The sequence below is a fragment of the Loigolactobacillus zhaoyuanensis genome (assembly GCF_003946385.1).
GTDB classification, from domain to species: Bacteria; Bacillota; Bacilli; order Lactobacillales; family Lactobacillaceae; genus Loigolactobacillus; species Loigolactobacillus zhaoyuanensis.
Window position 1 is genome coordinate 1 of sequence record NZ_RHOE01000065.1, and the last position, 12853, is coordinate 12853.

The window sequence follows — 12853 nt, forward strand, 5'->3', positions numbered from 1 at the left end:
CCATGGCATTATCCAGGTGCTCGGCATCAAAATAAAAAAACAACGGACAAGCATCAAGCTAAAAATGCCGCCTAACAAAAGACAACCAGATTTCTCAAAATCGAGAAGTTTGGTTGTCTTTTTAAAACGGGTGATTATTTACCGCTTACAGTGCACGTATGGCGATGCTAGTTATTCAATAATTGTTTTAGCGTTGACGAATTCACGTAGCCCAAGATCACTTAGCTCACGACCGTAACCTGAGTGTTTCACACCACCAAATGGTAACTCTGGATAGGAGGTCAACATTTGATTGATCGCCACTTGCCCAGTTTCGATCTGGGATGCCAACTTGCGAGCGCGGGCCAAATTACCTGAAAAGATCGAGCCGCCTAAACCACGTCGGGACTGATTAGCCAGTTCAAGTGCTTCAGCGTCGTTTTTTATTTTATAAATTTGGGCAACTGGGCCAAATAATTCGGTATCGTACATTGGATGATCAAAATCCATCCCTTCCAGGATCAGTGGATTAAACAAGGCGCCAGGCCCAGCAATTGGTTCGTTTTTACCCCAAATCAGTTTGGCGCCACCTTTAATAATGGCGGCCACCTGTTTTTGTAGCTGCTCTTGCGCCGCTTTGGACGACAGCGGGGCGAGTGTCGTCGCTGAATCCAGCGGGTCACCTAGCTTGCGTTGGGCAAAGGCGGCGCTCATCCCAGCGACAAAGTCAGCATAAACGGATTCGTGGATCATAAAGCGTTTCGCTGCGGTACAAACCTGACCCGCGTTATTTAGGCGTCCAGCAACGCCGGCTGCAATCGCGCTTGCCAGATCAGCATCATCTAAAACGATAAAAACATCGGTGCCACCAAGTTCCATCGTGGATTTACACAAATTTTCACCAGCAGTTGCGGCGATCTTTTTTCCGGCGCCATCGGAACCGGTGAAGGCAACGCCCTGAACCCGATCGTCAGCGATGATTTGGTTAACTTGATCGTAACTGGCAAATAAATTCTTAAAGGCGCCGACTGGCAGGCCGACTTTGCGCGTTGCGTCTTCAAACGCCTGCGCACATTCCGGGATGATACTAGGATCTTTTAGCAAAACTGGATTGCCGACAATGAAGTTAGGCGCAAAAACGCGCATAATTTGGGTGAAAGGAAAGTTCCAGGGCTCGATCGTCATAATGGCGCCGATCGAGTGGTACTCAACGTGTGCTTTGCCTTTTGGCACATCGGGGTACGCCGTATCTTGCAGTAACCGCTCGCCGTTTTTAACGTAGTATTCAGCAAAATCAGCGGTCTTGCCGACTTCGGCTTGCGCTTCGGCCCATAATTTGCCCATATTGGTAGTCATTGGCCGGGCATATTGAGCCACTTGCTGCCGAAATTCGGTGGCTAATTGCTGCAGCAAGTGGGCACGTTCGGCGATCGGCTGCTTTTTGGCGCTTTGATAAAATTGTTGCGCGTTGACTAGGGCTTGTTCGACTTGTTCAGTGGTAGCGTCAGGAAATTCACGAATAAGTTCACCACTGTAGGGATTAATGGCTTGGTATGGCATTTAGATCAGCTCCTTTTCCATGTGTAAGTCCATTGTGCCGAATTTTTGGCGGGAACACAAAATAGATGCATTAAAATAAGCAGTCAACGCCACATTAAGTGAACGTTTGACTGCATATTTTTTATTGCACGTATTTGGCTAAAAATTGCTTAATGTGCTGCTGATAAGCAACGGGCTCTTTGCTAAAGGACATCACATGGGCGGCGCCAGGTACCAGCCACATTTCCTTCGGCGAATGCGCGGCTTGATAAAGTTTTTTGGTCATGTAGTGGGGGACAAAGGTATCGCCGGTCCCAGTGACAAAATAGATCGGTTTGTGATTCTGTTTGACTTGCTTAACGGCGCTGGCTTCGCCAAAGCTGTAACCAGCACGGACCTTAGCAACTAAGCTGGTGATCGGGACCAGCGGGTATTTAGGTAAGTTATATTGTTGTTTGGCTTCATACGTGATCTCGTCTTCAACTGAGGTGTAGGGGCTATCGACGGCGTAGGCCTTGATCTGTGACAGCTGTTGCTCGCCGCTGGCCATCACCATCCCCGCCGCGCCCATACTGATGCCGAACATGACGATCTCGCTATTGTGGCCATTTTTTTGGACGACTTCACGGGCCCACTGCAAATAATCACGCCGATCCAGCCAGCCAAAACCGATCACGTTACCTTGACTGGCACCGTGGCCGCGATTATCTGGTAGCAAAACGTTATAACCTAATTGATGAAACATGGCCGCGTAAGCACCCATTTCTTCCTTCCGGCTCATAAAACCGTGGGCGATAACCGCCGTTTTGTTGGTTTTGTGTGCTGCTGGAATATAATCAGCGTCCAGCTTAAGCCCATCGGCGGTAGTCTCATACCAATGACGCTTTTTAGCGTCGCGGAACCATTTTTTCTGCTGATATAAGGGATCACTAGGTTTTAACGCCGATTGGTTGCTAATAAAATTTTTCGGTCCCGGCACCACCGCAACGTGATAAAAATACATGCCGGCGCCAAATAAACCGATCACAACGACACCCAACAAAGCCAGTAATGTCAGCCAGAATTTTTTCAAAATCGTCACTTCCTGCTCATGAATTTTTGAGTTAACTTCCATATGATAGTCTTAGTCACAACTAGCTGGCAAGTTTTTGCGAAAAAGGATTGTCCTTTATTCCAATCTGCCCTACAATATAGGGTATGCTTTTTTACAAATGACGAGGGGGCCAATCATGGTGATAATAACGGCAGGGATGATCGGTGTCGGCAAAACCACACTGACTGGAATGATTGCAGAACATTTAAACACACAAGCATTTTTTGAGCCAGTCGGCGATAATCCTGTTTTACCACTGTATTATTCTGATCCAAAAAAATACGGTTTTTTGCTGCAGATCTTCTTTTTGAATAAACGCTTTGCGATGATCAAGCAAGCGCTGACCGATGATAATAATGTTTTAGACCGTTCGATCTACGAGGATGCCTTATTTACGCGGGAAAATAATAAGGAAGGCAACATTAGCGACCAAGAGTTTGAGATCTATCTTAAGTTGTTGGACAACATGATGGCCGAATTACGTAGTATTCCAAAAAAGGCGCCTGATTTGTTAGTCTACGCCTACGCTGATTTTGATACGATTTTATACCGGATCAAAAAGCGAGGCCGCGATTATGAACAGATTGAAAATGATCAAAGCCTATATGATTACTACTTTAAAATTTGGAGCGCCTACAAAGAATGGTTCGAGGCTTATGATGAAGGGCCGAAAATGTTGGTCGACTTGCAACAGCATGATTTATCAAAAGCGGCTAGCGCTAAAACTGTTTTAGGCTTGATCGATGAAAAACTGGCCACCGTGCGTCAGCCAACTTCAATTTCCAAATAAACGTCAGCGGCAAATTAATTTAATTAATTACGTAATTAGTTTGCTATTAACAGGGGTATATGCTACTATACTTATAGTACTTCTTTGTTCGGAATATTTTGGTTTCAAGTTTCATTGCAAACTTCTTCCAATGTACGCCTTTCACAAGATTTACCAAATTATACAGGTCGATTGACCTACAGGAGGATTTTTACACATGGAATCAGGTTCAGTTAAATGGTTTAACGCAGACAAAGGTTATGGCTTCATTACTCGCGACAATGGCAGCGATGTATTCGTACATTTCTCAGCTATTCAAGGCGAAGGTTACAAGTCTTTAGAAGAAGGCCAACATGTAACTTTTGACGTTGAAGACAGCGATCGTGGCCCACAAGCGACTAACGTTGTTAAAGACTAGTTACTAGTCTTAATGAACAGTCTCGAGTAATCGAGGCTGTTTTTTTTTGCCCAAATTTGTGAAGTTAACATGTTTTTGGCTTAAGACTTGAGTTTAAGGTTGCTTATTTGTTAAACTCAACGTAATAAGTCACTGAGATGGAAGGGGTTCGATCAGCATGAAAAAACTTTTTGGGGTTTTATTAGTCGGTATCACCGCTGTAACTTTAGCCGGTTGTGGCGCAAGCAATAGTAGTACGCAGAAATCAGCTAGTGAATCAAGTCAATCGACGAGTCAAAGTAATAAGCGGGCCAGCGCCAAAGCTAGCACCAAAGCCAAAAAAGCTAAAGCGATTAGTGCGTCAACTAGTAACAGCGTGGCTAGCGTTAACGCTAATTCAGCTGCAACGGCTAGCAGTTCAGTGGCTGCCAGTCAGCCTGCCCAGAATCAAACGGCAACAACGGTTAGTGGACAGAATCTGACCACAGCGCAAGTGCAAGCGTGGGTGGCACAAAATATTAGCGGTAATTACCAGGCGGGGGATCTGGCTTATACCATGAATAAGAATGAAAATGGCGAGTTAGTGATCCAAGTACAAGAAAATCATAATAGTGCTAATGCGCAGGTGCAAGGTGCCGATGCGAATACAGCGCCGACGATTGGTTGGTTTAAGATCAATCAGCAAGGTCAACTGCTGAGCTCACCAGATGCAGGGGCTTCATGGAACGTTGTCAGTAATAATTATCAATAAGAGTAAACAAAAACAGGACTGCGGCATTATTGCCCAGTCCTGTTTATTTAAGCTGACTTTTTGTTTTTAGCTTCGCGTTCGCGGGAACGCTGTTCTTTACTAAATTCAACCATAAACGCAGTCAAATTACGACTGATCGTTTGGTCGGAAAGCCGCTGAAACGGCATTTCAGGTTGCTTTTGTTTTTCCATATTTAACGCCTACCACTCTATATTGACAAAGGAAACTCGCTTTTTCATCTGGTTGAAAAGCACTAAAAGGCCCTGCGTCGACTTAAACCGCAACATTATTTAAGTCGCTACAACGTTGCTAAACCTCGATCACGCTTGATGTAAAAAGTTTACAGAACACCGGAAGCGCTGAGGTCACCCAGGGGTTTGCCTGCTCAGTGTGCTTAAACTTTTACTCAACGGATAACGTTTATATTACCGCAACATTTAACACTATACACCTATTATGCTCAAATTACTAGAACTAATTTTTATATCCTGAAAAAATCGGTTCCGTTATGACGGCAGCGTTCTTTTTGTCCCTGCGCTTATTAAGCGACGTCGAAAAAAGGGCAGCTGTTTTTTATGTTTAAAATACCGCAAAATAAAAAGCACTAAACGCTGATTTAACAACACTTAGTGCTTATTTGAGGAGCAAATTATCGCCCGTACGGGGATCGAACCCGTAACTCTGCCTTGAGAGGGCAACGTCTTAACCAATTTGACCAACGGGCAAGGCCAATATTTGGAACATATATTATATTACCGAAAATTAGCGCAGCGGTCAAGTATTTTTTGCTGTTGATCTAGAATTTAACTTGTACGGTCAGCTAAATGAATGCCGCCAAGGTGTTATTTAAAATGTGCAAGAGAATTGAAGCCTTCAAATTTTTGGTTCGGCTGTAGACTAGTGCTAGCACCAATCCCAGCAGGACTTTGGATAGCCAGTAGATCGGATCCACATGGCCACTAGTAAGGTCAACGTGAAAAGTGCCGAACAGTACAGCGCTGAGCAGGATACTAACGAGTCTGTGCTTAGTAAAAAACCAATTCAAAAAGAGACCGCGGAAAAGAATTTCTTCCAAGATTGGACCAATGAAAGCCACGAAAAATAACATGAAAAAAGTGAAGCTGGTCAATAAGCTGGTCAGACTATCGACATTGCTATTGCCGCTGGTTTTGACAAACGGTAAGGTCACCGCATTGATCACCCACATGGCGATCAAGCCGCCACCGATCAATAGCCAATCACGCTTGTGTAATCGCCGCTCAAACTCGAAATGATTGTCGACGACGGCCTTACGATAAACTTGCCAAAATAAAATGGTCATTAAAATAGAAATGAGTAGAAACAAACTACCAAGGACAGTAGTTATTTGCGTGCCGACTAACGAGCTGGCTAGGCTAAGCCCAGTTAGGGGAAGCTGCTCCGCTAATATCAGTAGACAGAAATAAATAATATGGCGGGTAGTGGCCCAACCAGAATGATTTGCGTTAATAATGGTCACCTCGTTGAATGTAAGTTACTTAATGATAGCACGAAATACAAGTTAAAATATACTAAACGTATAACTTGCTTTTCAAGTTGAAAGCTTCTATAATGACAAAATGTCACATTAACGACAAGTCGTCATAAATAAACTATTTTTAGGAAAGGAGGAGTAAAATGCCCACCAGTACTTTTTTTAATTTATCACAGGCTAAGCAGCAGCGCCTGTTAGATGCGGCACATCAGGAATTCTCCCGGGTGTCACTGCACGAGGCGTCGATCAGTAAGATCGTTCTTGCGGCTGGTATTCCTCGTGGTAGTTTTTATCAATATTTTACTGATAAAGAAGATCTGTACTATTGCTATTCTGATTATTTGCGCCAGCACACTAAGAATTCTTTGTTAGACAGCCTTAAGGCCACGGAAGGTGATCTATTTGCCGCGTTTCGACGCTATTTTACCACGTTGACCGCTGAATTCATCAACGGGCCTAATGCCGCATTTTATAAAAATATGTTTTTGAATATGACCTATAAAAACAGTCGTAAAGTCGCCTTATCGACGCAAATGAAGCATGCGCATCACGGCCACAGTGATTTTTACGCCAATGTTGATTTTTCGCGGTTGAAAATATCGACGGCCCATGAACTGGGGATGTTGATGCATATTCTGATGTCGGCTTTATTTCAAACGTTAGGCTCTTATTATTTGCGCCAACAACACGATGAACCCGTTACAGTTGCACAACTTGATCAAGAGTTTGAGCAAACATTAGGCTGGCTCGAACACGGCGTGGCGATCAATTAGGGCGTCACTGGTAAAGTACCTAGCTTTGCCGCACTTGCCAACTATTGGGTGCAGCTTCCAAGCTAGCGCGTCAAGTAATAGATTAAATTTAAAATAATGAACAGGAAGTGAGTAGATGCTTAAAATAGCACGTGGACGAATGTCGATCTGGGCAGTAACTGGGGCTTTTTTGTTTATGATCGTCCAAGTTATCAGCAGTCTAAATCTGCCCAGCTTAACCGCCAATATCGTCAACAACGGTGTGGCGAAAGGTGATATCAACTATATCTGGCGCGTCGGCGCAGAAATGGTTGCCTTTGCTTTGTTAAGTGTACTTGCGGCAGTCGGTAACGTTTTTCTAGCGGCACGGACTTCACAAAGTTTAGGTCAAAAGTTACGTTCCGATATTTATCGTAAAGTTATCGGCTTCTCCAACGATGAATTTGATCAAGTGGAAACTTCTTCATTGATCACGCGGACGACCAATGACGTGGTCCAAATTCAAAATGTGGCCATGATGGCATTACGAATGATGATCATGGCGCCGATCATGTTAATTGGTGCCAGCGTCTTGGCCTACAGTAAGAACCATCAATTAACGTTGATTTTCCTAATTGTCTTGCCCTTATTAGCGATTTTTATTGGGATCGTGATGCGTTTTGCAGTGCCATTATTCCGGGCAATGCAGTCGAAAACTGATCGGATCAATTTGGTTTTTCGTGAAGGTTTGACGGGCGTGCGGGTGATCCGCGCATTCCGCCGGGATAAGTTTGAGCAAGGTCGCTTTGAAACGGCCAACCAAGATTACACCCATAATGCAGTCAAAGTTTACAGTATTATGGCGGTGATGTTGCCGATCATGACTTTGATGATGAGCGCGACTAATATTGGGATCACGTGGTTTGGCGCTAAACTGATCGGCGATTTCTCAATGCCCGTCGGTAATTTAATTGCCTTTATGACCTATGCCGCCCAAATCTTAATGAGTTTCATGATGTTGGCCATGGTTTTTGTTTTCATTCCCCGGGCGCAAGCTTCGGCATTGCGGATCCAGGAAGTCTTAAGCTTAGAACCAACGATCACAGATCAACCTGAACCAGCAACACTGCCAACTGATTTTGACCATAGCGAATTGACTTATCAAAACGTTGACTATCGTTATCGCGGTGCGGAAAATCGAGCGCTAACCGATATTGATTTCAGCGCTAAAAGTGGCCAAACGGTGGCGATCATTGGCGGTACTGGTTCTGGTAAAACCTCACTAGTCAGCTTGTTACCGCGCTTCTATGATGTAGAAAGCGGCAAGATCACGCTTAACGGCACGGATATCCGGCAGTTTAGTCAGCATGATTTGCGCGACGCGGTTTCTTTTGTGCCGCAAACGGCGATCCTATTTACCGGCACGGTGCGTGAAAACATGCAATATGGCGCACCAGATGCCAGCGATGAAGCGATTTGGCACGCGTTAGAAATTGCCCGTGCTGATGGCTTTATTAAGTCTGAAGATGGCTTGGAGACCCGCGTTGAACAGGGTGGCGGTAACTTCTCTGGCGGCCAACGGCAACGCTTAGCGATTGCCCGTGCTTTAGTCAAAGACGCCGCCGTTTACGTTTTTGATGATTCTTTTTCTGCGCTTGATTTTAAAACCGACGCCGAATTACGGGCTGAATTACGTGAAGATAGCCGGATCCAAAATCGGATCGTGGTCATCGTGGCCCAGCGGATCGCGACGGTGGCTGACGCGGATCTCATTTTAGTTTTGGATAATGGTAAATTGGTCGGCAAAGGCACGCATGCCCAATTAAAGGCCAATAATGCCGTTTATCAAGAAATTATGGATTCGCAGCTAAAAGAAGGAGAGGGGGAGCAGCATGAGTAAAAATGCACCAGTACGGCAGCCAGCAGGCGGTCATGGCCCTGGTAATCACGCAGGCTTAGTTGAAAAGCCGCAGCATTTCTGGCGGACAACTAACCGCTTATTGCGTTATATGTCGAATCGTTTATTTGCAGTTGCTGTTGTCCTGATCTTGGCGATCACCTCGGTTATTTTCCAGATCCGTACGCCGAAAATTCTCGGTGAAGCGACAACGGAAATTTATAAAGGCATTATGAAAGGCGCTGCGATGAAAAAAGCCGGCGCCACAGTCAATAGTTTGCCGATCGATTTTGATAAGATCAAGCAAGTTATTTTGATCGTATTCGTGATGTATTTGGCGTCGGCGCTGTTTAGTTTCTTCCAGCAATTTATTATGACCCGCGTCTCGCAGCAAACGGTTTACCAAATGCGGCGTGAGTTCAAGGAAAAAATGCAGCGTGTACCGATCAGCTACTATGATACCCACAGTAATGGTGATATCATGTCGCGTGCGGTCAACGATATGGATAACATTGCCAGTACGCTACAGCAGAGCTTGACCCAAGCGGTGACCAGCACGGTGACCTTTGTCGGGACAATCTGGATGATGCTGACGATCAGTTGGAAATTAACCTTGATCGCCTTGATCACGATCCCATTAAGCTTAGTCATCGTTGGCGTGATCGCACCACGGTCGCAACGCTTCTTCGCCACACAGCAGCGCAGCTTAGGTTTGTTGAACAATCAAGTCGAAGAAAATTATAGCGGCCATGTAGTGCTTAAAAGCTTTAACAAAGAAAAATCGGCGATCGATGCCTTTGAAGAGCAAAACGGTAACTACTATCGGTCAGCCTGGAAAGCACAATTTATTTCTGGGATCATTATGCCAATGATGATCTTCTTAAATAATATTGGGTACGTTTTTGTCGCGATCATTGGTGGAATCCAAGTTACCCACGGCGCGGTTACTTTAGGTAACATTCAAGCTTTCTTGCAGTACATGAATCAGTTCTCACAGCCGATCTCACAATTGGCCAACTTAATGAACACGATTCAATCCACGATCGCATCAGCAGAACGGATCTTTGCCGTGTTGGATGAACCAGAAATGAGTCCTGAACCAACTGAAAAGCCGCAAGCACAGCCCAGTGATAGCTTTATTGACTTTGATCACGTGCAATTTGGTTATAATAATGGTGATCTGTTGATGACTGATTATAATTTAAGCGTGCAAAAAGGTCAGCGGGTGGCAATTGTTGGCCCAACTGGTGCCGGCAAGACGACGATCATCAACTTGCTGGAACGTTTCTACGATGTTAGTGGGGGCACGATCCGGCTAGCGGGTGTCGATACCCGTGATTTAAAGCGCGAGGACTTGCGTCAGCATTTTGCCATGGTTTTGCAAGACACGTGGCTGTTCACCGGGACGATCTATGATAATTTGAAATACGGTCGCGAAGATGCCAGTAAGGAAGAAATTATGGCCGCAGCTAAGGCAGCCCACGTCGATGAATTCGTTCGACGCTTACCAGATGGCTACGACACGATTTTGAATGAAGCGGCATCAAACATTTCGCAAGGGCAACGTCAATTAGTGACCATTGCCCGCGCGTTTGTGGCCGATCCCGAGATCCTTATTTTGGATGAAGCAACTAGTTCAGTTGATACGCGGACCGAAGTGCACATTCAGCACGCGATGGACCGTTTATTGGCTAACCGGACTAGCTTTGTCGTGGCCCATCGTTTATCGACGATTCGCGATGCCGATAATATTATCGTGATGGATCATGGTAATGTCATCGAAACTGGGACCCATGATCAGTTAATGACGCAAAATGGTTTCTATGCCGATTTATATAATAGTCAATTTTCTGGTAATATTGTGGTCTAAATGCGCTATAGTAGAAGCAAAGGTGAACCTAGCCTTTGCTTTTTTTATTGGAGTTGAGCTGATGTATCCACAAACTGAACAAAAAATCCGCGATTTAGTCACTAATGGCACTGTTCCTGGCGTGAGCTATGGCTTTATCCGTCAGCAACAGACTTGGACCCACTATCTTGGCGCCAGCGAATTGGTGCCGCAAAAACGGGCACTAAAGGCCGGGCAACTTTATGATTTGGCCTCGTTAACTAAAGTAGTAGCGACCACGACTTTGATTCTGAAATTACAGGAGCAGCAGCGCTTATCACTTAATGATCCAGTCCAAAAATATTTACCAGAATTTGGCGATGTGCGGGTGACGTTGCGCCATTTGTTGACCCATACTTCCGGCATCACAGGCTACATTCCCAACCGTGATCAATTAGCTGCCCCAGCATTGACGCAGGCGCTTTTAGGGCTAAAAGTGGGCGCTGATTTTGGCCGCAAAGTGGTCTACAGTGATACTGGCTTGATTTATTTAGGCTGGGTGATCGAACGACTACTAAAAATACCAGTCCAGCAAGCCTTGGCGCAAGAAGTGCTGCGACCACTCCATTTAAATACAATGACGTTTACACCGGAAAAGGCGCGCTGCGTCCCTGCTAGTTATGAACCAGCTGGCCGCGGGTTGATCCAAGGAATCGTCCATGATCCAAAGGCGTTTGTTTTAGGCGTACATTGCGCTTCCGCCGGCTTGTTTTCGGATCTAGATGATATGCTGCAATTTTGCCGCTTTATGCTGGGTGATCTAGTTATTAGTCAGCCGCCGATCAGTACCGCGACCATCGCTAATTTGTATCAAGATCAGACTGGCTTTAACGGTGGCCGCAGTCTCGGCTGGCAGCTATTAACCGCCGCTGACGGCCATAAAGTGCTCTACCACACTGGCTTCGTGGGTCATTTTATGCTGATCGACGGGCAAAGCCACAACGCCTTTGTTTTTCTGTCTAATCGGATTCATCCCACGTCGCCAAACAAGGCTTATTTAGCCTTGCGCGACCAAATTGTGGCAACTTATTTGCAAGAATCAAAATAATGGTAGACTTTTAGGCGTGAGAAAAGCGCTGTACTCTGATGCCTGAAAGCGGTAAAATAGTGGGCGGAGTATTGACGACTAATTGAGAAAGTAGTGATTATATTGGCAGAACCTTTTTTCCTGCAACCTTATTTTCAAGAAAAAATTTGGGGCGGCACTAAATTACATGATGAATTTGGCTATACATTACCTAGCGATAAAACGGGCGAATGTTGGGCGATCTCTGCGCATCCCCACGGCCCCAGCACGGTAGCTAATGGGCCGTATGCTGGCCAAACATTGATCGAAGTTTGGCGTGATCATCGCGACGTTTTCGGCAATGCCAGTGGCGATGTTTTTCCGTTGTTGACTAAAATTTTGGACGCTGAGGCTGATTTATCAGTACAAGTGCATCCCGATGATGAATACGCCGCTAAGCATGAACATGAATTAGGCAAAACTGAATGCTGGTACATTATTGCCGCTGATCCTGGTGCTGAATTGATTTACGGTCATAACGCTAAAGACGAAACTGAGTTGGCTGATATGATCCACTCAGAAAATTGGCAAGATCTGTTCCGCCATGTGCCAGTCAAGGCCGGCGACTTTTTCTACGTTCCTAGTGGTACCATCCACGCATTAGGCAAAGGCATCATGGCCCTAGAAACGCAGCAAAGTAGTGATACCACTTATCGTTTATACGATTACGATCGGGTCGACGCCAAAACAGGCCAGAAGCGTGAATTGCATATTCAGCAGTCGATCGATACCACGACCGTACCTTTTGTTGCGCCTAAATTGGATGTCACTAGCCAGCAATATGGCGCTTCTAAAGTGACCACCTTCGTTAAGGCACCATACTTTACCGTTTACGAATGGCAAGTTAAGGGTGACTTAAAGTTGACGCGCCAAACTGCGCCTTACACGCTAGTTTCAGTATTAGCTGGACAAGGTGAGATCACCGTCGACGGCCAAAGTTATCCACTGACTAAAGGACAACATTTCTTATTACCATTTGCGGTCAAACAATGGCAATTAACCGGTGACCTACAGATCATCGCTTCCGAACCAGGGGAGAAAGCATAAATTAATCATAGTAGAAACAAGCCTGTCCAGTAACTTGAAGTGCAACACAAAAGTTAGACAAAAGTAAATATTTCTACGCTGCTAAGGTATGTTCTCGGTATTCACACGGGGACATACCTTTTGTTTTCAAGGAAATCCTTTGGTGATTAAACCAGTAAATATATTCCTCTGAGACTGTTTTAA

At 45.2% G+C, this 12853-nt stretch carries 13 protein-coding genes and 1 tRNA gene; 8 read left to right on the forward strand and 6 right to left on the reverse strand.

Going from position 1 to position 12853, the window contains the following annotated elements; all coding sequences use genetic code 11:
* Positions 1–171: 171 nt before the first annotated feature.
* Positions 172–1539, reverse strand: coding sequence for an NAD-dependent succinate-semialdehyde dehydrogenase (locus EKM76_RS10835; RefSeq protein ID WP_125550679.1), 1368 nt, complete (start codon positions 1537–1539; stop codon positions 172–174).
* A gap of 121 nt (positions 1540–1660) precedes the next feature.
* Positions 1661–2590: an alpha/beta hydrolase gene (locus tag EKM76_RS10840; protein ID WP_125550689.1), complete on the reverse strand. Its 930-nt coding sequence runs from the start codon at positions 2588–2590 to the stop codon at positions 1661–1663.
* 157 nt (positions 2591–2747) lie between these two features.
* On the opposite strand from EKM76_RS10840, the gene EKM76_RS10845 reads away from it, so the two are divergent.
* The 3 genes from EKM76_RS10845 to EKM76_RS10855 all read left to right on the forward strand — a co-directional run bounded on the left by EKM76_RS10845 (position 2748) and on the right by EKM76_RS10855 (position 4528).
* Entirely contained in the window at positions 2748–3401 is a 654-nt protein-coding gene (locus tag EKM76_RS10845) for a deoxynucleoside kinase (protein WP_125550680.1), read from the forward strand.
* A gap of 196 nt (positions 3402–3597) precedes the next feature.
* Positions 3598–3798 carry a cold-shock protein gene (locus EKM76_RS10850; protein ID WP_125550681.1) on the forward strand — a complete coding sequence of 67 codons (201 nt, stop codon included), beginning with the start codon at positions 3598–3600 and terminating at the stop codon, positions 3796–3798.
* 157 nt (positions 3799–3955) lie between these two features.
* Positions 3956–4528, forward strand: a complete 573-nt coding sequence (locus EKM76_RS10855; RefSeq protein ID WP_125550682.1) for an LptM family lipoprotein — start codon at positions 3956–3958, stop codon at positions 4526–4528.
* 47 nt (positions 4529–4575) lie between these two features.
* Here EKM76_RS10855 and EKM76_RS13495 read toward each other — a convergent pair whose 3' ends face one another.
* The 3 genes from EKM76_RS13495 to EKM76_RS10865 all read right to left on the reverse strand — a co-directional run bounded on the left by EKM76_RS13495 (position 4576) and on the right by EKM76_RS10865 (position 5849).
* Positions 4576–4719, reverse strand: a complete 144-nt coding sequence (locus tag EKM76_RS13495) for a hypothetical protein (RefSeq protein ID WP_164507641.1) — start codon at positions 4717–4719, stop codon at positions 4576–4578.
* Positions 4720–5180: 461 nt separating this feature from the next.
* Positions 5181–5253, reverse strand: a tRNA-Glu gene (locus EKM76_RS10860).
* A 95-nt stretch (positions 5254–5348) separates the two neighbouring features.
* Positions 5349–5849 (reverse strand): CPBP family intramembrane glutamic endopeptidase, encoded by a 501-nt coding sequence (locus EKM76_RS10865; protein WP_225417920.1) that lies wholly within the window; start codon positions 5847–5849, stop codon positions 5349–5351.
* Positions 5850–6184: 335 nt separating this feature from the next.
* Between EKM76_RS10865 and EKM76_RS10870 the strand changes: the two genes are divergently transcribed.
* The 5 genes from EKM76_RS10870 (at position 6185) to manA (ending at position 12670) form a co-directional block, all read left to right on the forward strand.
* Positions 6185–6814, forward strand: coding sequence for a TetR/AcrR family transcriptional regulator (locus EKM76_RS10870; protein ID WP_125550684.1), 630 nt, complete (start codon positions 6185–6187; stop codon positions 6812–6814).
* A gap of 115 nt (positions 6815–6929) precedes the next feature.
* On the forward strand, positions 6930–8672 hold the full coding sequence (locus EKM76_RS10875) for an ABC transporter ATP-binding protein (protein WP_125550685.1): 1743 nt from the start codon (positions 6930–6932) through the stop codon (positions 8670–8672).
* Positions 8665–10539, forward strand: a complete 1875-nt coding sequence (locus tag EKM76_RS10880) for an ABC transporter ATP-binding protein (RefSeq protein WP_125550686.1) — start codon at positions 8665–8667, stop codon at positions 10537–10539. Before EKM76_RS10875 ends, EKM76_RS10880 begins: the two co-directional genes overlap by 8 nt.
* A 61-nt stretch (positions 10540–10600) precedes the next feature.
* Entirely contained in the window at positions 10601–11605 is a 1005-nt protein-coding gene (locus EKM76_RS10885) for a serine hydrolase domain-containing protein (RefSeq protein ID WP_125550687.1), read from the forward strand.
* A 102-nt stretch (positions 11606–11707) separates the two neighbouring features.
* Positions 11708–12670: a mannose-6-phosphate isomerase, class I gene (gene manA, locus EKM76_RS10890; RefSeq protein WP_125550688.1), complete on the forward strand. Its 963-nt coding sequence runs from the start codon at positions 11708–11710 to the stop codon at positions 12668–12670.
* Positions 12671–12743: 73 nt separating this feature from the next.
* On the opposite strand, the gene EKM76_RS10895 is transcribed toward manA, so the two are convergent.
* On the reverse strand, positions 12744–12853 hold a 110-nt coding region (locus EKM76_RS10895; protein ID WP_164507642.1), incomplete at its 5' end, for an IS3 family transposase.

Excerpts from the sequence above, each read along its gene's own strand:
- EKM76_RS10850 (WP_125550681.1), top strand. The coding sequence starts at position 3,598 with ATGGAATCAGGTTCAGTTAAATGGTTTAACGCAGACAAAGGTTATGGC.
- EKM76_RS10875 (WP_125550685.1), top strand. The coding sequence starts at position 6,930 with ATGCTTAAAATAGCACGTGGACGAATGTCGATCTGGGCAGTAACTGGG.
- EKM76_RS10880 (WP_125550686.1), top strand. The coding sequence starts at position 8,665 with ATGAGTAAAAATGCACCAGTACGGCAGCCAGCAGGCGGTCATGGCCCT.
- EKM76_RS10865 (WP_225417920.1), bottom strand. The coding sequence starts at position 5,849 with ATGACCATTTTATTTTGGCAAGTTTATCGTAAGGCCGTCGTCGACAAT.
- EKM76_RS10835 (WP_125550679.1), bottom strand. The coding sequence starts at position 1,539 with ATGCCATACCAAGCCATTAATCCCTACAGTGGTGAACTTATTCGTGAA.
- EKM76_RS10845 (WP_125550680.1), top strand. The coding sequence starts at position 2,748 with ATGGTGATAATAACGGCAGGGATGATCGGTGTCGGCAAAACCACACTG.
- EKM76_RS10870 (WP_125550684.1), top strand. The coding sequence starts at position 6,185 with ATGCCCACCAGTACTTTTTTTAATTTATCACAGGCTAAGCAGCAGCGC.
- EKM76_RS10885 (WP_125550687.1), top strand. The coding sequence starts at position 10,601 with ATGTATCCACAAACTGAACAAAAAATCCGCGATTTAGTCACTAATGGC.
- EKM76_RS13495 (WP_164507641.1), bottom strand. The coding sequence starts at position 4,719 with ATGGAAAAACAAAAGCAACCTGAAATGCCGTTTCAGCGGCTTTCCGAC.
- EKM76_RS10855 (WP_125550682.1), top strand. The coding sequence starts at position 3,956 with ATGAAAAAACTTTTTGGGGTTTTATTAGTCGGTATCACCGCTGTAACT.